The sequence below is a fragment of the Streptomyces avidinii genome (assembly GCF_045161815.1).
GTDB classification, from domain to species: domain Bacteria; phylum Actinomycetota; class Actinomycetes; order Streptomycetales; family Streptomycetaceae; genus Streptomyces; species Streptomyces avidinii.
Genome location: NZ_CP108863.1, coordinates 7,327,808 through 7,347,567 on the forward strand (window position 1 = coordinate 7,327,808; position 19,760 = coordinate 7,347,567).

The 19,760-nt window shown below is 72.6% G+C and carries 8 protein-coding genes; all 8 read left to right on the forward strand.

Going from position 1 to position 19,760, the window contains the following annotated elements; all coding sequences use genetic code 11:
- Nucleotides 1-479: 479 nt before the first annotated feature.
- The 8 genes from OG373_RS33060 to OG373_RS33095 all read left to right on the forward strand — a co-directional run bounded on the left by OG373_RS33060 (nucleotide 480) and on the right by OG373_RS33095 (nucleotide 19,741).
- Nucleotides 480-755, forward strand: a complete 276-nt coding sequence (locus tag OG373_RS33060; RefSeq protein WP_033225103.1) for an isoamylase early set domain-containing protein — start codon at nucleotides 480-482, stop codon at nucleotides 753-755.
- 298 nt (nucleotides 756-1,053) lie between these two features.
- Nucleotides 1,054-2,112, forward strand: a complete 1,059-nt coding sequence (locus tag OG373_RS33065; protein WP_405442108.1) for a FecCD family ABC transporter permease — start codon at nucleotides 1,054-1,056, stop codon at nucleotides 2,110-2,112.
- A complete protein-coding gene (locus tag OG373_RS33070) occupies nucleotides 2,109-3,170 on the forward strand; it encodes a FecCD family ABC transporter permease (RefSeq protein ID WP_405442110.1) in 1,062 nt (353 codons plus the stop codon). Before OG373_RS33065 ends, OG373_RS33070 begins: the two co-directional genes overlap by 4 nt.
- 58 nt (nucleotides 3,171-3,228) lie before the next feature.
- Nucleotides 3,229-4,083: an ABC transporter ATP-binding protein gene (locus tag OG373_RS33075; protein WP_405442112.1), complete on the forward strand. Its 855-nt coding sequence runs from the start codon at nucleotides 3,229-3,231 to the stop codon at nucleotides 4,081-4,083.
- Between the two features lie 114 nt (nucleotides 4,084-4,197).
- Nucleotides 4,198-5,259: an iron-siderophore ABC transporter substrate-binding protein gene (locus OG373_RS33080; protein ID WP_405442113.1), complete on the forward strand. Its 1,062-nt coding sequence runs from the start codon at nucleotides 4,198-4,200 to the stop codon at nucleotides 5,257-5,259.
- Entirely contained in the window at nucleotides 5,256-7,049 is a 1,794-nt protein-coding gene (locus OG373_RS33085; RefSeq protein ID WP_405442115.1) for an ABC transporter ATP-binding protein, read from the forward strand. Before OG373_RS33080 ends, OG373_RS33085 begins: the two co-directional genes overlap by 4 nt.
- A gap of 61 nt (nucleotides 7,050-7,110) precedes the next feature.
- The gene (locus tag OG373_RS33090) at nucleotides 7,111-18,054 is read left to right on the forward strand and encodes an amino acid adenylation domain-containing protein (RefSeq protein WP_405442117.1); all 10,944 of its coding nucleotides are present in this window, start codon (nucleotides 7,111-7,113) and stop codon (nucleotides 18,052-18,054) included.
- Complete coding sequence (locus tag OG373_RS33095; RefSeq protein WP_405442118.1) at nucleotides 18,041-19,741, forward strand: ABC transporter ATP-binding protein; 1,701 nt, start codon at nucleotides 18,041-18,043, stop codon at nucleotides 19,739-19,741. The genes OG373_RS33090 and OG373_RS33095 overlap by 14 nt, the downstream gene beginning before the upstream one ends.
- Nucleotides 19,742-19,760: the final 19 nt, after the last annotated feature.

Here is a 19,760-nt window from a genome sequence, read left to right on the forward strand (position 1 = left end):
ACGGGACACCGGGCTCGGCTCCGCGGGCCGCAGGGGACGCGGGGCCCACCGGTTCAGGCCGCGTACCCCTGGGTCTTCAGCCGGCCGGTGGCGTCCGCACCGAACAGGACGGACACGACGAGGAACAGGAGCGCGGCGGCGAGGACGAGTCGGGGGCGACGGGTCACGAAAGCCCCTGCGCGGCGGAACATGGGTGCCTCCGATGGCGGACGCGATGCGTTCCTGCTTTCGCGCAGGAAGGTCGATATCCACCGTGCCCGCGGGCGGGACGGGGCCGTAGTCCCGGCCATTCGTGCCTTGACAGGAGCGGAGAGCGAGGTGTCCGGGCTACTCGCGGACACGCAGGGTGACATGGCGTGCCCGCGGGTCACTCGATGTGGTGGGTCCGCGGGGGGAGTGGCGGCGCCGGGGTGCGTCCGGTGCGTCCGCCGCCGACGATGGCGGCGTACCACCCCCACTGCCGTTGTCAGGAGCTCACCATGCTGGAGCGCAAGCTGCGCAAGGACCGCACCGAGGTCACCTTCATCCTGCCCGTCGACACCCCGCCGGGACCGGTCAGCGTGGTGGGGGACTTCAACGACTGGCAGCCCGGTGTCCACACCCTGGCCCGCCGGAAGGACGGCAAGCGCGCCGTGACCGTCGAGCTGCCCAGCAGGAGCACGCACTCGTTCCGGTACCTGGCGGCCGGGGACTACTGGTTCAACGACGAGAGCGCCGGGGACCAGGACGGCCCCAACAGCCGTCTGCACACCTGACGTTTCACTTCCCGAGGACCGTGCGTGCCCCGGTCGTCGACCCCCGCAACCGGGGGCGGCGGCCGGGGCGCGCCGCTGTCGCGCCCCGTGTGACGCATGCGCCGCAGCGTGAGAGTTAGGTTAGGCTAAGCTAATCGTTCAGCAGTGCATATTTGGGGGCGAGTTGACGGCCTCCCGCTCCCGACTGCCCGTTTTGTCTATCGACAGTGCGCCATGGAATCAGCTTAGCTTTGCCTAAGTTACGGCCCGCTGACACCATGCTTCGCCCCGGCGGCTCGAAGGGATGACGTAGAGCAACATGGGCACGATCGCAGTGGAACGCCCCGTGCCCAGGGGCGTAACAGAGGCCCGTCGGCGGCGGGTTGCCGGTTCGGTCATCCTGGTGCTGGTCCTCCTGGCCGCCATGGTGGTCTCGCTGGCCGTCGGCGCGCGTGCGCTGACCCCCGGCGAGGTGTGGCGCGGGTTGGTGGCGCCGCCGGATCCCGATCAGCGGCTCACCGAGATACGGCTCATCGTACGGACCGTACGGGTGCCCCGCACGGTGCTCGCGGTCGTGGCGGGCGTGGCCCTGGGGGTCGGCGGAGCGCTGATCCAGGGGTACACGCGCAACCCGATCGCCGACACCGGCCTGCTGGGAGTGAACTCCGGCGCCTCGTTCGCCGTGGTGCTGGTGATCGCCCTCTTCGGCTTCGCCGACCCCCTCCGGTACGTCTGGTTCGCCTTCCTGGGCGCCGCGGTCGCCGGTGTCATCGTCTTCGGGCTGGCGAGCATCGGCCGGGGCGCCGGCAACCCGTTGACCCTCGCACTGGCCGGACAGGGGGTCACGGTGTTCCTCGCCGCGATGACCACGGCGGTCGCGCTGTCGGACAGGGCCTCGCTGAACGCCCTGCGCTTCTGGAACGCGGGCTCCGTGGCCGGCGTCGGATTCGGCATCATCCGGCCGGTGGCCGCCTTCATCGCCGTCGGTCTGGTACTGGCCCTGATCACGCTGCCCGCCCTCAACCTGCTCAACCTCGGCGACGACGTCGCACGGGGGCTGGGGGTGAACATCGTACTGAGCCGGACGGTCGGCATCGTCGCCATCACCCTGCTGGCGGGGGCGGCGACGGCGGCGTGCGGCCCCATCGCCTTCCTCGGCCTGATGGTGGCCCACATGGCCCGGTACCTGACCGGGCCGGACTACCGGTGGCTGGTGCCCTACGCGGGTCTGCTCGGCGCCATCGTCCTGCTGGTCTGCGACATGGCGGGGCGGCTGCTGGTGCGACCGGGGGAGCTGGACGCGGGTGTGGTCGTGGCCCTCCTCGGAGCCCCGTTCTTCGCGGCCCTGGTGTGGCGCGGAAAGTTCAAGAGCGCATGACCGGGACCGACGTGAAGGCCTCGGTGACGCCGGGCGTGCGGCTCGGCCCGGTCTCGTTCGTGTGGCGGCCGTGGGTCGTGTGCGTCACGCTGCTCCTCGCGGCGGCCACCTTCCTCGTGTTCTGCCTGTCCATCGGCGTCGGGGACTTCCCCATCGGCCTGACCCGGGTGATCAGCACGCTCCTCGGCGGGGGTGAGCAGGTCGACAAGTTCGTGATCATGGACCTGCGGATGCCGCGCGCCCTGGCAGGGCTGGTCGTGGGGGTGGCCCTGGGGGTGTCCGGGGCGATCACCCAGTCCATCGCGCGCAACCCGCTGGCCAGCCCGGACATCCTGGGGATCACCGGGGGCGCCGGCGCGGTCGCGGTGTTCCTGGTGACCGTCTCGGGCGGAACCGCCGCGGCGGTCGTCAGCTCCGTGGGCCTGTCCGGGGCGGCGCTCGCGGGCGGCCTCGGCACGGGTCTCCTCGTGTACTTCCTGGCGTGGCGGCGCGGGATCGACGGCTTCCGGCTCATCCTCATCGGCATCTCGGTGAGCGCCGTCATGGAGGCCGTCACGACCTGGCTGCTGGTCACGGCCGACATCAGGGACGTGGCCCGGGCCCAGGCCTGGCTGATCGGCTCGCTGGACAACCGGTCGTGGGACGACGTGGGCGTCGCGCTGTGGTGCACCCTGGCGCTGATGGTGGTCGTCACGGGCGTCGCCTTCCAGTTCAAGCCGCTGCACCTCGGCGACGACGTGGCGGCGGGCCTCGGCGTCCGCTACACGAGGGTGCGGGCGGTGCTCCTGCTGTGCGCGGTCCTGCTGGCCGGCGTGGCGGTGAGTGCGGCCGGCCCGGTCCCGTTCGTCGCGCTGGTGGCGCCGCAGGTGGCGATGCGCCTGGCGAAGTGCCCGACGCCGCCGATGGCGGCCTCCGGGACGGTGGGAGCCCTGCTGCTGATCGGCGCGGACCTGGTCGCCCGTACGGCGCTGCCGATCACCCTCCCGGTGGGCGTGGTGACGGCCGTGATCGGCGGCCCCTTCCTCATCCATCTGCTGGTGCGGGCCAACCTCCGCTAGCCGGTACCTCTCGGTTCCTTTCGATACCTCTTCAGACATGCCTACTTCAGGGGGAGTTGTGGCCGTACAGCAGATCGCCGGGATCGAGTCCGGGGAAGCGGGGACCTCGCGGCTGGCCGCCAGAGGGGTCACGGTCGGGTACGGCGGCCGGGCCGTCATCGACGATCTCCACGTGTCGATCCCGCCGCGGGTGATCACGACGATCATCGGCTCCAACGGATGCGGGAAGTCGACACTCCTGCGGACCCTGTCGCGGCTGCTCAGGCCGACCAGCGGAACGGTCGTACTGGACGGCGAGGACATCGGCAGGCTCAGGACCCGCGAGGTGGCGAAGAAGCTCGGCCTGCTGCCGCAGGCGCCGGTCGCGCCGGAAGGGCTCACGGTGGCCGACCTCGTCGCCAGGGGCCGCCATCCGCACCAGAGTTGGCTGCGCCAGTGGTCCTCGGACGACGCCGACGTCGTGGCGCGAGCCCTCGCCATGACCGGGGTCTCCGACCTCGCCGACCGCCCCGTCGACGCGCTGTCCGGCGGGCAGCGCCAGCGCGTCTGGATCTCGATGACGCTGGCTCAGGGCACCGACCTGCTGCTGCTGGACGAGCCGACCACCTATCTGGACCTGGCGCACGCGATCGACGTACTCGACCTGGTGGACGACCTGCACGAGTCGGGCTGCACCGTGGTCCTGGTGCTGCACGACCTCAACCTGGCCACGCGCTACAGCGACAACCTCGTCGTGATGAAGGCCGGTTCGATCCTCGCGCAGGGGCATCCCCGTGACGTGATCACGGCAGAGCTTTTGTACGAGGCGTTCGGGCTGCGCGCCAAGGTGATCGACGACCCGGTGGGGGACCGGCCCCTCATCGTTCCCATCGGGCGCACCCACGTGCGGCTCGATCAGCAGAACACCCTCTAGATCAAACAAAGTTACGGCCCAAGTAAGGCTAGGCTAGCCTCACTTGGGCGCGGTAGGGTTTGGCTGCCCCCGGGGGCGGGACCGCAACGGATGGCACGAAAGCAAGGGATTCGGATGCTTCTCCAGCCAACAACACGTACGAGGCCCTGGCGCAGGTGGGCGGCGGTACTGTCCGCTGCGACCCTCGGCGTGGGGCTCCTTGCCGGATGCGGTTCGGACTCCGCGGACCGGGCGGACAAGAAGAGCGACAACGCGCCCGCCGCCGGCGGCACGTTCCCGGTCACCGTGGAGCACGCCTTCGGATCCACGAACGTCGAGAAGGCCCCCCAGCAGGTCGTCTCGGTCGGGTACACCGACGACCAGGCCATCCTGGCACTCGGCATCAAGCCGGTCGGCATGGTCGACCAGTACCCGAACCCGCCGGGCACGTCCCCCGACATCAACACCCAGTGGCCCTGGGTGAAGGACAAGTGGGGCGACACCCGCCCCGAGGTCATCATGAACAACGGTGACACCGGCCCGAACTACGAGAAGATCGCGGCCCTGCGGCCGGACCTGATCATCGCGGTGTACTCCGAGATCGACCAGGCGGGCTACGAGAAACTCTCCAAGATCGCCCCCACGGTGGGCCGCACCAAGGCCGAGAAGGAGCCCTTCAGCGCTCCCTGGCAGGACAACGCCGTCCACATCGCCAAGGCGCTCGGCCAGGAGACCAAGGGCACCGAGCTGGTGAAGGGCATCCAGGACAAGCTCGACGCGGCCAAGAAGGCGCACCCCGAGTTCGCGAACCAGACCGCCGTTCCGCTGTCCTGGTACAAGGACTCCGTGGCCCCCTTCACCACCACCGACGTGCGCGGACGGCTGGTGACGGGCATCGGCTACAAGGGCCAGACCGAGATCGACAAGATCGCGGACGGCAAGTTCTACACCACGCTCTCCCCCGAGCGCATGGACCTCGTCGACGTCGACCGCCTCTTCGTCATCGCCGACAAGGCGGACCAGGAAGCGCTGAAGAAGTTCCAGCTGTTCACCAACCTGAACGCGGTCAAGAACGGCAAGGTCTCCTACCTCCTCGACAGCGAGGGCCCGGCCGTCGGCGCGGCCATGTCCCAGGGCACCCTGCTCTCGCTGCCGTACGCGATCGACGAACTCGTCAAGTCGGCCGGTCAGATGTGAGCACCACCGTCACGCGCGTCGTCCCGTCGACCCTGCGCACGACGACCGGACGCGAGGCCACCCGCTGGGTCGTGGCGCACTGCCGCGAGGTGCCGTGGCTGACCTTCGCCACCGTGTTCACCACGGTGGCGGGGGCGGCGCTCCAGGTGCTCCCGCTGCTCCTGCTCGGCCGGGTCGTCGACGGGGTGGTCGCGGGCGGACCGCGCTCGATCCTGGTCACGACCGGGGTGCTGATGGTGGCCGCCGCGCTCCTCGGCGCGGCGGCCACCGCCCTGTCGACGTACCTCATCGGGCGGCTCGGCGCGGACCTGCTCGCCCGGCTGCGCGAAGGCGCCGTCCGGGCAGTGCTGGGCCTGCCGAGCGCACGGATCGAGCAGGTGGGCCGGGGGGACGTGCTCTCCCGGGTCGGTGACGACGTGGCCGTCCTGTCCAAGGGCATCAGAACGGCCGTGCCCACCGTGTTCTCCGCGGGCGTGCTGGTCGTCATCGCGACGATCGGCATGTTCGGCCTCGACTGGCGGCTCGGACTGGCCGGCGCCTGCGCACTGCCGGCGTACGGGCTGGCCCTGCGCTGGTACCTGCCCCGCTCCGCGCCCCTCTACCGGAAGCAGCGGGCGGCCCAGGCCGACCGTGCGCAGGCCCTGATCAGCGGACTGAACGGGATCGACACGGTCCGGGCCTACCGCCTCGAAGGGGCCGTCCGCGAGAAGGTCACCCGGGAGTCGTGGCGGGTACGCGAACTCGGCATCGAGGTGTTCCGGCTCTTCGGCCGCTTCGTCGGCCGGGAGAACCGCGCCGAGTTCATCGGACTGACCCTCATCATCGTTGTGGGGTACGCCCTGCTGGAGGCCGACGCCGCGACCCTCGGCGAGGTGTCGGCGGCCCCGCTGCTGTTCCACCGCCTCTTCACCCCGCTCGGCTCCATCATGTTCACCTTCGACGAGGCGCAGAAGTCCGGCGCGAGCCTGACCCGCCTCGTCGGAGTGCTGGAGGAGGACGCGGAGGACCGGCTGGTGGGCGCACTGGCCGCGGCACGGGCCGCGGACCTGCCGGACCCGGTGCCCGTGACGGTGCGCGGGCTGACGTTCGGCTACCCCGACTCCGAGGAGCCGGTCGTACGGGACGTCGACCTCACGATCCCGGCGGGCGGTTCGCTCGCGCTGGTCGGGGCGACGGGCGCGGGCAAGTCGACGCTGGCGGCCCTGATCGCGGGCATCGCCGCCCCGCAGGCCGGGTCGGTGCGCATAGGGTCCACCGACCTCGCCGGTCTGGACGAGGCCGGGGCACGGGCCCTGGTGAGCATCCTGACGCAGGAGACACACGTGTTCTCCGGTCCGCTCGCGGAGGACCTGCGGCTGGCCGCACCGGAGGCGGGCGACGCCGAGCTGCGGGACGCCCTGCGGACGGTCGGGGCCGACGGATGGGTCGACGCGCTGCCCGAGGGGCTGAACACCCCGGTCGGCGAGGGCGGCGAACGCCTCGACGTCACCAAGGTCGCGCACATCGCGCTGGCCCGGCTGGTGCTGGGCCGGACACCGGTGGTGGTGCTCGACGAGTCCACGGCGGAGGCGGGCAGCGAGGGCGCGGCCGAGCTGGAGCGGGCCGTCCTGGCCGCGTGCGCCGGCCGGACCACGCTGTTCGTGGCCCACCGGCTCACCCAGGCGATGGCGGCGGACCGGATCGCCGTACTGGACGCCGGGCGCGTCGTGGAACAGGGCACGCACGAGGAGCTGGTGGCCCTCGGCGGCCGCTACGCACGACTGTGGCGGGCCTGGCGGGAAGGCAGCTAACCGGCCGGCCCTTTTTTCGGTTGGGTCAACTTATCGATCTGGAAGGGACGTTGAGCCTTCGATGACGGAATCGACCGCTCGCCTCGTGCTGCTTTCTCCCACCCGCCTGGCCGACGTGCGCCGGCGCTCCGGCGACTACTGCGACACGACCGTCGCCCGGGCGTGCGCGATCGGGCTGGCGTACTGGGCGACGGGCCGCAGCCCCGACGGCCTGGAGCTCACCCCGGGCACGCTGTTCGCGGACGTCCTGGGCTGGGCGGACAGCGGCGGCGCCGGGCCGGCCGGCTGGGAGGTCGCCGCGGACCCCGCGGGCGGCCGGAGCATCACCGTCCCGGAAGGCGTCGTACCCGCCGACGCCCAGCTCGCGCTCGACGACCTGGCCGACTTCCCGGACCGGCCCGTCTCCACCATCGGCCCCTCCAGTATCGAGGAGAGGCTCGCGACCCTCGCCCGGTGGAACGACACCGGGGCGGAGCGGGTCCGCCCGACCATCGTGGAGATGTTCCGCGAGCAGGCACGCCTGCGGCCCGACGCCGTCGCCGTCGTCGACGAGCACCGCTCGCTGACCTATCGCCAGGCGGCCGAACTCTCCGGCCAGCTGGCCCACCACCTGCTCGAACGAGGGGTCACCGCCGAACAGGTCGTCGCCATCTCGCTGGACCGCTCCGCCGCCATGGTCATCGGCCTGCTCGGCGTGCTCCGGGCAGGAGCCGCGTTCGTACCGCTCGACCCCCAGTGGCCGGCCGCGCGCCGGTCCGTCGTCATCGACGACGCCCGCGTCGTCCTGCAGCTGGCCGCCTCGGCCGAGCACGCCCCGGACGAACCGGAAGCCGTGCCCGTCGACCTCGGCGACTGGCGCTTCGGCGCGTACCCCGGTGAGGACACCGAAGTCACCGTCGCCGGCGACGCCCTCGCCTATGTGATCTTCACGTCCGGATCGACCGGCCGGCCCAAGGGCGCGATGATCCGCCACGAGGCGATCAGCGAGCGCCTGCTCTGGCAGGTCGACGAGATCCTGGGCTTCGGCCACGACGACGCCTCGCTCTTCAAGGCGCCGCTGTCCTTCGACATCTCCATCAACGAGATCTTCCTGCCCCTGGTGTGCGGCGGCCGGCTGGTGGTCCTGCGGCCCGGCGGCGAACGCGACCCGCACCACCTGCTGAGCGTGATCGCCGAGCAGCGCGTCACCTTCACCTACCTGGTGTCGTCCATGCTGGACGTCCTGCTGGAGATCGCCGGCGACTCCGGACGACTGGACAGCCTGCGCCACGTCTGGTGCGGCGGCGAGGTACTGACCCCGGAGCTGTACGAACGCTTCCGCACCCGGCTCGACATACCCATGTACCACGGCTACGGCCCCGCCGAGACGACGATCGGCGTCTCGCACGTCGTCTACCGCGGCGCCGCCGAACGCCTGTCGACCTCGATCGGCAGGCCCAACCCCAACACCCAGCTGTACGTGCTGGACGACGAGCTGCGCCCGGTCCCGGTCGGGGTCGGCGGCGAGCTGTACGTGGGAGGGTTCCTGCTCGGCCGCGGGTACGTGGGCGCCCCCGCCCTGACGGCCGCCCGGTTCGTCGCGAACCCCTTCGCCACGGACGGGTCCCGGCTGTACCGGACCGGTGACCTCGCCCGCTTCGCCCCGGACGGCTCGCTGGACTTCCTCGGCCGCGCCGACAACCAGATCAAGATCCGCGGCATGCGGCTGGAGATCGAGGACGTCGAGGTCGGCCTCGCGGAGCACCCCGCGGTACGGCACACCTGCGTCGTCGCGAAGAAGAACACGGCGGGCGGCACCTACCTCGTGGGGTACGTGATCCCGGCCGCCGGGAGCGAGGACCTGCGCGCGGACGACGTCGGGCAATGGGCCACCGGCCACATGGTCGAGTACATGGTGCCCGCCCACATCGTCGTGATGAAGGAATTCCCGCTCACCGCGAACGGCAAGCTCGACCGGGGCGCGCTGCCCGAGCCGGAGACCGGAGCGGGCGCGCTCGCCCCGCCCGTCACCGAGAACGAGCGGCTGGTGTGCGCGGCGGTCGCGGCGGTCCTGCGACGCGACGCGGTCGGCGTCGACCAGGACTTCTTCCGGCTCGGCGGGGACAGCATCCTGGCGATCTCGCTGCTGAGCGCCCTGCGCGAAGTGGGCCTCCACGTCACGGCCCGCCAGATCTTCACCCACAGCGTCGTGGGCGCGCTGGCGGCGGTCGCGGACCGCGAGGCCGCCGCCGTGGACCACGGCGACGTCGCCACCGGCACCGTCGTCGGCCCGCCCATCGTGCAGTGGCTCGGCGGGACCACCGACGCCGTCGACGGCTTCGTCCAGTCGGTGGTCCTGAACACCCCGGCGGACCTGACGGCCGAGGCCCTCGACGCGATCCTCACCGCCGTGGTCGCACGGCACGACATGCTGCGCGCCGAGCTGGTGCGCGGCGAGCGCTGGGGCTTCGAGATCCCGGAGGCGGACCGGGCCGCGGCGCGATGGCAGGAGAGCGACCGGCCGCTCGACGAGTGCGTCGCGCTCGCCACCGACGGACTGGACCCGGACGGCGGCGTGATGCTGCGCGCCGTCTGGCGCCGCGAGGCGCGCCAGCTGGTCCTGGTCGCGCACCACGTGGTCATCGACGGCGTGTCCTGGCGGATCCTGATGGAGGACCTCTCCACGGCGTGGCGCTGGTTCGTCTCGGGCGCACCGATCGACCTGCCGCCGGTGGGCACGTCGTTCCGCCGCTGGACGCAGCTGCTGGCGCGCGCGGGCTTCGACGCCGACCGCGACCATTTCCTGCGCCCCCTGCCGGGGCCGGACGAGCCGCTCGGCCGGCGCGCACTGTCCGCGGCCGACACCGTCGCCCGGGAGCGGACGACGACCCTCTCGGTCGGCCCCGACGTCACGGCCGCGCTGCTGGGCGAGATCCCCGCCGGGTTCCACGCGGGCGTCAACGACGTACTGCTGACCGCGCTCGCCGTCACCCTCGCCCGGTGGCGCCGCGACCTCGGCCAGGACCAGACGTTCGCGCACATCGAGCTGGAGGGCCACGGCCGCGAAGGCCGGTACGTGGCGGAGTCCGCCGGCTTCGAGCCGGAACTGTCACGGACCGTGGGCTGGTTCACCACCCTGTTCCCGGTGACCGTCGACCCCGGCGCGACCACCGATCCCACCGATCCCGACTACCTGGTCGCCGCCCTCAAGGCGGTCAAGGAGGACCTGGCCCGGGTACCGAGCAACGGCGTCTCCTACGGCGTCCTGCGCCACTTGGCCGACACCGGCTTCGACGCCCCCGCCCCGCAGGTGCTGTTCAACTACCTGGGACGCTTCGACGCGGGCTCCTCCGGCGACTGGGAACTCGCCGGAACCACAGGCCAGTTGGGCGAGAAGCGAGACCCGAGGATGCGCCTGCCCCGCGTCCTGGAGTTCAACGCGATCGCCGAACCCGCCGCGGCCGGCGGCGCGTACGAACTGGTCACCACCCTCTCCTGGCCCGACGGGCTGCTCACCGACGGGGACATCGAGACCATCGGCCGGTACTTCCGGGAGGCCCTGACGGGGCTGGCCGGGCTGGCCTCGCTCGACACGGGCGGCCACTCGCCCAGCGACTTCGCCCTCTCGACGCTCACCCAGGCCGACGTCGACGAACTGGACGGCCCGGCGCTGCGGGACGTCCTGCCGCTGACCCCGCTCCAGGAAGGCCTGTACTTCCACTCGGTCTTCGACGACGACTCCGCGGGCAGCTACGTCGAACAGCAGCTGCTGACCCTGGACGGGGAGGTGGACGCCGACCGGCTCGCCGCGGCGGCCACCCGGCTGCTCACCCTGTTCCCCAACCTGGCCGCGCGGTTCGTGGCCCTCGCCGACGGCCGGGTGGTCTCCGTACTGGAGGACGGGGTGGCGGCCCCGTTCACCACCCTGGACCGACCCGGCATCACCGACGAGGAGATCCGCGAGCACGCCGAGCGGGACCGCCGCGCCGGGTTCGACCTGGCCACCGGTCCGCTGATGCGCTACACGCTCATCCGCACGGGCCCCGGGCGCAGCGTCCTGGTGCAGACCGTGCACCACATCATCGCCGACGGCTGGTCCGTGCCGCCGATGCTCCGCGCGCTGCTGGCCGAGTACCACGCACCCGGGACCGTGTACCCGCTCGGCGGCTTCACCGACTACGTGCGCTGGCTCGCCGAGCGCGACGAGGACGAGAGCGACCGGATCTGGGGCGAGGAACTGGCCGGGCTCCCCGGCCCCTCGCTGGTCGCCGAGGGGCACACCCCGTCCGACCGGTTCGACGACACCTCCGCACCGCCGGAGGGCGACATCGACGAGGCCGCCCGGACCGCCGGCGTACCGCTCAGCGTGGCCGTGCACAGCGCCTGGGCGGTGACCCTGGGCGGCCTCCTGCACTCCAGGGACGTCGTCTTCGGCTCCACGGTCTCCGGGCGCGACGCGGACGTCCCCGGCATCGGGGACATGGTGGGTCTGTTCATCAACACCATCCCCGTACGCGCCCGGTGGGCCGCCACCACCACCGCGCGCGACCTGCTCGACTCGGTGCGCGAACACCAGAGCGCGGTGCTGGCGCACCAGCACGTCTCCCTGGCGCGCATCAGCCGCCGGAGCGGCGCCGGCCCCCTCTTCGACACCCTGGTGGTGTTCGACGTGGCGACCGACGTGGCAGGTCTGCGCCGGCCCGAGGACACCCTCGCCGTCACCGGCATCGTGAACGAGGGCGCCCCGCACTACCCCCTGACCCTCGTCGTGGAGCGGGCGCTCGACGGCCGCCCGCGCTTCAACCTGATCCACGACGGCGCGCTGCTGCGCGAGGCGACCGCCCGGCGGATCCTGCACACCTTCACCCGCACCCTGGACGGCCTGCTGACGCGGCCCGACGCCCTCGTCGACGAGCTCGCGCCCACCGGCACCCGGCCCCCCGTACAGACCGCCCCGACGACCCTCGGCGCACTCTTCGACGCCGCCGCCCACCGCGATCCGGCCGCCACCGCCGTCACCCAGTGCGCCCTCGACGGCAGTGCCCGGTCTCTGACCTACGGCGAACTGGCCGCCGCGAAGGACGAGCTGGCCTCCACCTTGCGCGCCGCCGGAGTCCGGCCGGGCGAACGGGTCGCCGTCGCCGTCCCGCGCTCCCTCGAACAGGTCGTCGCCCTGGTCGCGATCGTCACCGCGGGCGGGGCCTACGTACCCCTGGACCCGGCCTACCCGGACGGACGGCTGGAATACGTCCTGGCCGACGCGGCCCCGCAGGTCGTGCTCGTGGACCGGGAGCACCGGGACCGGTTCACGCGGCTGCTGGCCCGGGCGGGCGTCGCGGCCCGCGTGCTCGTACAGGGCGAGGAGCCGGCGCCGCGGGAGGCTCGGGACACCGCCGCGCCCGGGGCGGGCCCGCACGATCCCGCGTACGTGATCTACACGTCGGGCTCGACCGGCCGGCCCAAGGGCGTGGTCGTCCCGCACAACAGCGTGGTGACCCTGCTCGCGAACACCCGGCCCGACATGGAGTTCGGCCCCCACGACGTGTGGGTCCAGTTCCACTCGTACTCCTTCGACTTCGCCGTGTGGGAACTGTGGGGCGCACTCGCGCACGGCGGTGAACTGCTCGTCCCCGAGTACGGTCTGACCCGCTCCCCGGTCGACTTCCACCGCCTGGTGCGCGAGCGCGGGGTGACCGTCCTCAACCAGACCCCGTCGGCCTTCTACCGGTTCATCGAGGCCGACCGGCACGCCGGCGAGCCGGCCACCGCCCTGCGCCGCATCATCTTCGGCGGCGAGGCGCTGGACCTCGGGCGGCTGCGCGCCTGGGCCGAGCGGCACGGCACCGCCTCGCCCCAGCTGGTCAACATGTACGGGATCACCGAGACCACCGTGCACGTCACCCACCGGATCCTGACCGAGGAGGACTTCCGCCACGGAGCCGACGCCAGCCCGATCGGAGGCCCGATCCCCGGCTTGGTCACCCATCTGCTCGACGACCGACTCCGCCCCGTCCCGCCGGGCCGGGTGGGCGCCATCTACGTCGCCGGGGACCAGGTCTCCCTCGGCTACCTGGGCCGGCCGGCCCTCACCGCGGGCCGCTTCGTCGCGGACCCGTTCGCGGGCGACGGCTCCCGCATGTACCACACGGGCGACCTGGCCCGCCGGACGCTCGACGGCGAGCTGGAGTTCACCGGCCGCGCCGACGACCAGGTGCAGCTCAAGGGCTTCCGCATCGAGCCCGGCGAGGTGGAGTCCGCGATCAGGGAGCTCGACGGCGTGGTCGACGCGGCCGTCACCGTGGCCGCGAGCGGCGACCACCTCGTCGCGCACGTCGTCGGGCGGGTGCCCGACGACCTCGCCGGCCTGCTCGCCCCGAAACTGCCCGTGCACATGGTCCCCGGCCTGGTCCTGCCGATCGACGCCCTGCCGCTGACCGTCAACGGCAAACTGGACCGCAAGGCCCTCACCGAGCACGCCGCATCCCACGACGTGCCGCGCGACACGCCCCGGACCCCGGCGGCCGCCACGACCTGCTCCGCCCTCACCGCACTGGTCGACATCTTCACCGAGACCCTCCCCGGCACCGCTGTGGACGCCGACAGCGACTTCTTCCGGGCCGGCGGCGACAGCATCCTCGCCATCACCGTCGTCAACCGGGCCCGGGCGCTGGGCCTCGCGATCGCCCCGCGGGACGTGTTCCTGCTCAGGACACCGCGCGCGCTCGCCGCGCACCCGGCGACCGGCACCCCGCAGGCCGCGGCGCCCGACGCAGCCGCACTCGAACCCGCCGAGGACGGCCCCCTGACGCCGACCCCGATCATCCTGCGCCAGCGCGAACTCGGCGGCTCACTCGCCCGGTTCGCCCAGGCCAGGGCCCTGGTCACGGCCGAGGGCACCGGCTTCGCGGACGCCGCGCGCGCCGCGGACGCGGTGGTCGCCGCCCACCCGGCCCTGCGGCTGCGACTGCTGGTCGAGCACGGGGTGTGGGCCCTGCGCACCGAACCCGCCCGCCCTGTCACCGTCGTACGGAGCGAGGCGCCCGACGCGACGACCGCCGCCGACGAGGCCGCCGGCCGGCTCGACCCCGAGACCGGGGACGTCATCGCCTTCTCCTGGCTGGAGGCGAGCCGGACCCTCGTGGTCACCGTGCACCACCTCGCCGTCGACGCCGTGTCCTGGCTGGTCCTGCTGGACGACATCACCACCGCCCTGCGCGGGACGCCGCTCCCGCCGCCCACCACCTCGTACGCCGCGTACGCGCAGGCACTGGCCCACCGGTCCGCCCACGGGACCGACGGCCTCGGGCGCTGGATCACCACCCTCCAGGCACCGCCGCTGCTGCCCGTGGCCCAAAGGCTGCGGGACACCACGGTCGTGCTCCCGCCCGCGGTCAGCGACCACGTGACGCGCACCGCGCCCGCCGCACTCGGCGTCGGCCTCACCGAGCTGCTGTGCGGAGCCCTGCGCACCGCACTGACCCACGTCCAGACCTCGCCCACCGATCTCGCGATCGAGCTGGAGCGGCACGGCCGGGTCCCGGCGCTGCCCCACCACGACTACACCCGCACCGTCGGCTGGTTCACCTCCATCGCCCCCGTAAGGCTCACGGCGCACACCGACCCCGTCGCGGCGGCCCGCGAGGTCGCCGAACGCCGGCCGGACGAGCACGCGCACCTCGCGTACGGCCGGCTCCGGTACCTCAACCCGCAGACGGCCCCGCTGCTCACCGCCCGGCCCCAGGTGCTGTTCAACTACCTGGGCCGGGGCAGCGAGTCGCAGGCGCTCCACATCACCGGCGCCGACCCGGGGAGCCCCTACGCCGTCGAGGTCAACGCGTGGACGGACGCCGCCACCGGAAGCCTGCACGCGGTCTTCACCCTCGCCGAGGGCATACCCGACGAGATAACCGCCCACTGGCGCGCCGCACTGGAACACATCGCGGACGCCGCCACGACGGCCGAGCGCACGGCGCCGGTCACCCCGCTCCAGCGCGGCCTGTTCTTCCAGGCGCAACTGGCGGGCCCGGCCGGGCACTACGTCGCGCAGAGCTGGTTCACCTTCGACCGGCGCCTGGACACCGACGCGCTCGCCGAGGCGATGGCCTGGGTGATCGCCCGCCACCCGGTCGTCGGCGCCGGCTTCACCACCGACGACGACGGCAGGGCCGTCCAGGTCCTCGGCGCGGGCCGACGGGTCGGCGTCCGGACGATCGACCTCGCGACGGACGAGGAGGTCGACGCCCTGCTCGCCCGGGACCGCGACACCGGATTCGACCCGGGTGAGCCGCCGCTGATCCGCCTGACCGTGGTGCGGCTGCCCGACGGCCGCGACGGCCTGCTGCTGAGCTACCACCTGTTGCTGTGGGACGGCTGGTCCCGCGAAATCGTGCTGCGGGACCTCTTCGACGCCTACGAGGCCGCCGTCGCGGGCGCGCTGACACCCCCGGCCCCGGCCACACCGAGCTTCGAGGACCACGCCCGGGCACTCGACGCCAGGGACCCGGCCGTCTCGGAACGCTTCTGGGCGCAGCACCTGACCGGCCTCCCCGGCCCCACGCTGCTCGCCGGACCGACCCCGGCCCTGGTCGACGACCTGCCGCGGACCCTCGTGCACAGACTCCCCGCCGAACACTCGGAGCGCCTGCGGGAGGTGGCCCGGACGCACGGCGTCACCCTGAACTCGGTACTGACCGGCGCGTTCGGCCTGCTGCTGGGCGCGCACACGGGCCGCGCCGACGCCGTCTTCGGCGTCACCGTCTCCGGCCGCGAGGGCGAGGACCTCTCCGAGGTCGTCGGCGTGCTGCTCAACACGGTGCCGATGTGGACGCGGGCCCGGCCGTACGACACGGTCCGGGACTACCTGACGGCCGTACAGGCGGCCCGCGTCGAGGCGATGGAGCACGAGCACCTCGGGCTCGGCGAGATCCAGCGGGCCGGCGGACACGACACCCTCTTCGACAACCTGTTCGTACTCCAGAACTTCCTGGACATGGATGCGTTCGCCGAGATGAACGCCCGGCACGGCATCACCGCCGTACGGGCCGACGACTCCACGCACTACCCGTTCACCTGGGTCGTCACCCCCGGCGACCGGCTCACCGTCAAGCTGGAGTACCGCGACCACGACACCGCGGCCGCCCGGCGCCTGCTCGACGACTATCTGACCCTGCTCGCGGACCTGACCACGTGGACCGGACCGGTGGGCGCGCTGCCCGGCCCGGGGCCGGAGCCCGGGGCCACCGCCCGCACGGACATCGGGACGGACACCGTCGTCGACCGGTTCGACCGGGCGGCCGACCGGGACCCGCAGCGGCTCGCGCTCGTCGCCCACGGCCGGACCATGACCTTCGGCCGGCTCCGGGACCGCAGCCGGGAGGTGGCGGGCGTGCTCGCCGCGCGCGGCATCGGACCCGAGACGACGGTGGCCCTCGCGATCCCGCGCTCCCTCGACTCGATCGTCGCGCTGTTCGCCGTACTGCGCGTGGGCGCCGCGTACGTACCCCTGGAGCTGGACCACCCGGACGAGCGGATCGCCGCCATCGTGGCCGACGCCCGCCCGGACGTGATCCTCACCGTCAGCGCCGTGTCGCCCCGGCTGACCGGCGACCTGATCGAGCTGGACCGGCCCCTGCCCGAGGCCGAACCGTACGTGACCTTCGCCCCGGACGACCCGGACCGCCTGCGCCACCCCGCGTACACGATCTACACCTCCGGATCGACCGGGCGGCCGAAGGGCGTGGTGACCGAGTACGCCGGGCTCACCAACATGCTCGTCAACCACCAGCGCCGGATCTTCGAACCGGTGCTGGCCGAGCACGACCACCGGGTCTTCCGCATCGCCCACACCGTGTCCTTCGCCTTCGACATGTCGTGGGAGGAACTGCTCTGGCTCGCCGACGGCCACGAGGTGCACATCTGCGACGAGGAACTGCGCCGCGACGCCCCCCGGTTGGTCGAGTACTGCCTGGAGCACGGCATCGACGTCATCAACGTGACGCCGACCTACGCCCAGCAGCTGGTGGCCGAGGGCCTGCTCGACAACCCCGGGCGGCGGCCGGCGCTGGTCCTGCTGGGCGGCGAGGCGGTCACCCCGACCCTGTGGCAGCGGCTCGCCGAGACCGAGGGGACCGTCGGCTACAACCTGTACGGACCCACCGAGTACACCATCAACACCCTGGGCGTCGGCACCTTCGAATGCCAGGACCCGGTGGTCGGCGTGGCCATCGACAACACGGACGTGTACGTCCTGGACCCGTGGCTGCGGCCCCTGCCGGACGGGGTCCCCGGCGAGCTGTACGTGGCCGGCACCGGCATCGCGCGCGGCTACCTCGGGCAGCCCGCCCAGACCGCGGACCGGTTCGTGGCCTGCCCGTTCGGCGCACCCGGCGCACGCATGTACCGCACCGGGGACCTGGTGGTCCGGCGGTCCGACGGGAACCTCATGTACCTGGGCCGCACCGACCAGCAGGTCAAGATCCGCGGACACCGCGTCGAACTAGGTGAGGTCGAGGCCGCGTTCGCCGCGCACCCGGCGGTCCGGTTCACCGCCGCGGTCGCCCAGCCCGACCCGCAGGTCGACGGAGCCCACCGGCTCGCCGCCTACCTCGTCCTGGACGGCTCCGACCTCGCGACGGTCGCCGCCGAGGTGGGCGCCGCCCTGCCGGACTTCCTGCGCCCGACGCACTACGCCGAGGTCGACCGCATTCCGCTGACCGTCAACGGCAAGGCGGACACCAAGGCGTTGCCGGAGGCCCGGCCGCTCGGCACACTGACCACGGCGGGGGAGCGCGGACCGCGGACCGGGACCGAGACCGTGGTGTGCGAGTTCTTCGCCGAAGCACTCGACCTGGACGACGACGAGGTGAGCGCGTTGAGCGATTTCGTGTCCCTCGGAGGGCACTCCATGCTGGCGGTGCGGCTCATCGGCCTGCTCCGCCGGGAGTACGGTCCTGTGATCACGGTCCGTGACCTGTTCACCCTGCGAACCCCGGAAATGATTGCCCGCCACCTCGATGAAAACTCCTGACGCGCAGCGGCCCCGACCGGGGTCCGACATCCTCAAGACCGCCCTGCGCCGCAACATCGGCGCCATGGCCGGGGGCACCGTCCTCATGGGCCTGTACCAGGCCGGTGAGACCGCGTTCCCGATCGCGCTCGGCCTGATCGTCGAGCACACGATGCAGGACCGCAGCCCCGGTGCGCTCGCCCTCTCGATCGGCGTACTCGCCGTGATCATCACGACCGTGTCCCTGTCGTGGCGGTTCGGCATGCGCATCCTGCAGAAGGCCAACACGACCGAGGCGCACCGCTGGCGGGTGCGGGTCGCGGACTGCGGGCTCGAGCCCGTCGCCCGGGACGCCGGCCTCAAGTCCGGCGAGGTGCTGACCATCGCCACCGAGGACGCCGACCAGACGGCCGACATCATCGAGGTGGTGCCCCTGCTGATCAGCTCACTGGTCGCGGTGCTGGTCGCGGCGGTCGCCCTGGGGCTGGCCGACATCCGGCTCGGCCTGCTCGTGATCGTGGGCACCGCCCTGATCCTGTCCGTCCTGAGCGTGATGTCCAAGCGGATCGGATCCAGCACCCGCGAACAGCAGGCCCGGGTGGCCCGGGCGGGTGCCAAGGTCGCCGACCTGATCACCGGCCTGCGCCCGCTGCACGGCTTCGGCGGCAACCACGCCGCCTTCCGCTCCTACCGGAGGGTCAGCACGGAGGCCAAGCACCAGGCGATCACCGTGGCCGGGGTGAACGGCGCGTACGCGGGCACCGCGATGGCCCTCAACGCGGCCCTCGCCGCAGCCGTGACCCTGACCGCGGGCCGGCTGGCCTTCGAGGGCCGGATCACCGTCGGGGAGCTCGTCATGGCCGTGGGGCTCGCGCAGTTCATCATGGAACCGCTGAAGCTGTTCTCGGACATGCCCAAGTACGTGATGATGGCGCGCGCGTCGGCCGAGCGGATGGCACTCGTGCTGACCGCGCCACCGGTGGCGACGCCCGGGCCCGAGCGGCCGGCCGCCGGCGGGGACCTGGAGATCGACTGCGTCCGGTACGGGGCCCTGCGCGACCTGAAGTTCCAGGTGCCCGCCGGCGAGTTCGTGGCGATCGCCGTCTACCAGCCGCGCGCCGCGGCCGACCTCGCCGCGATCCTGGCCGTGCGGGTGCCGCCGCACGCGTACGAGGGAGCGGTGCGGATCAGCGGGGAGGAACTTGCCGCGCTGTCGATCGAGGCGGTCCGCGAGCACATGCTGGTGAACCCGTACGACGGGGAGATCTTCGCCGGCACCCTCCGGTCGAACATCGACCCGTCGGGCACCAGCCGGACGGTCGAGGCGGCCGTCGAGGCCTCCATGCTGACCGACGTCGTCGCCCTCCACCGCGAGGGCCTCGACCACGGAGTCCGCGACCGCGGCGCCAACCTCTCCGGGGGACAGCGCCAGCGGCTGTCGCTGGCCCGGGCCCTGGCCGCCGACAGCGACATCCTCGTACTGCACGACCCGACCACCGCCGTGGACGCGGTCACCGAGCAGATCGTCGCGCGCAACATCGCCGAGCTGCGGCGGGGCCGCACCACCGTCGTGATCACCAGCAGCCCGGCCCTGCTGGACGCCGCCGACCGGGTGCTGGTCCTGGACGACGGCGTGATCACCGCGGAGGACACCCACCGCAACCTCCTCGCCGGCGACGAGAACTACTGCCTGGCGGTGGCCCGTTGACCCCGCCCGAAGGGCACTG

Bases quoted from the DNA above. Each gene is read 5' to 3' on its own strand.
- OG373_RS33090 (WP_405442117.1), top strand. From the start codon at position 7,111: ATGACGGAATCGACCGCTCGCCTCGTGCTGCTTTCTCCCACCCGCCTG.
- OG373_RS33080 (WP_405442113.1), top strand. From the start codon at position 4,198: ATGCTTCTCCAGCCAACAACACGTACGAGGCCCTGGCGCAGGTGGGCG.
- OG373_RS33065 (WP_405442108.1), top strand. From the start codon at position 1,054: ATGGGCACGATCGCAGTGGAACGCCCCGTGCCCAGGGGCGTAACAGAG.
- OG373_RS33070 (WP_405442110.1), top strand. From the start codon at position 2,109: ATGACCGGGACCGACGTGAAGGCCTCGGTGACGCCGGGCGTGCGGCTC.
- OG373_RS33060 (WP_033225103.1), top strand. From the start codon at position 480: ATGCTGGAGCGCAAGCTGCGCAAGGACCGCACCGAGGTCACCTTCATC.
- OG373_RS33095 (WP_405442118.1), top strand. From the start codon at position 18,041: ATGAAAACTCCTGACGCGCAGCGGCCCCGACCGGGGTCCGACATCCTC.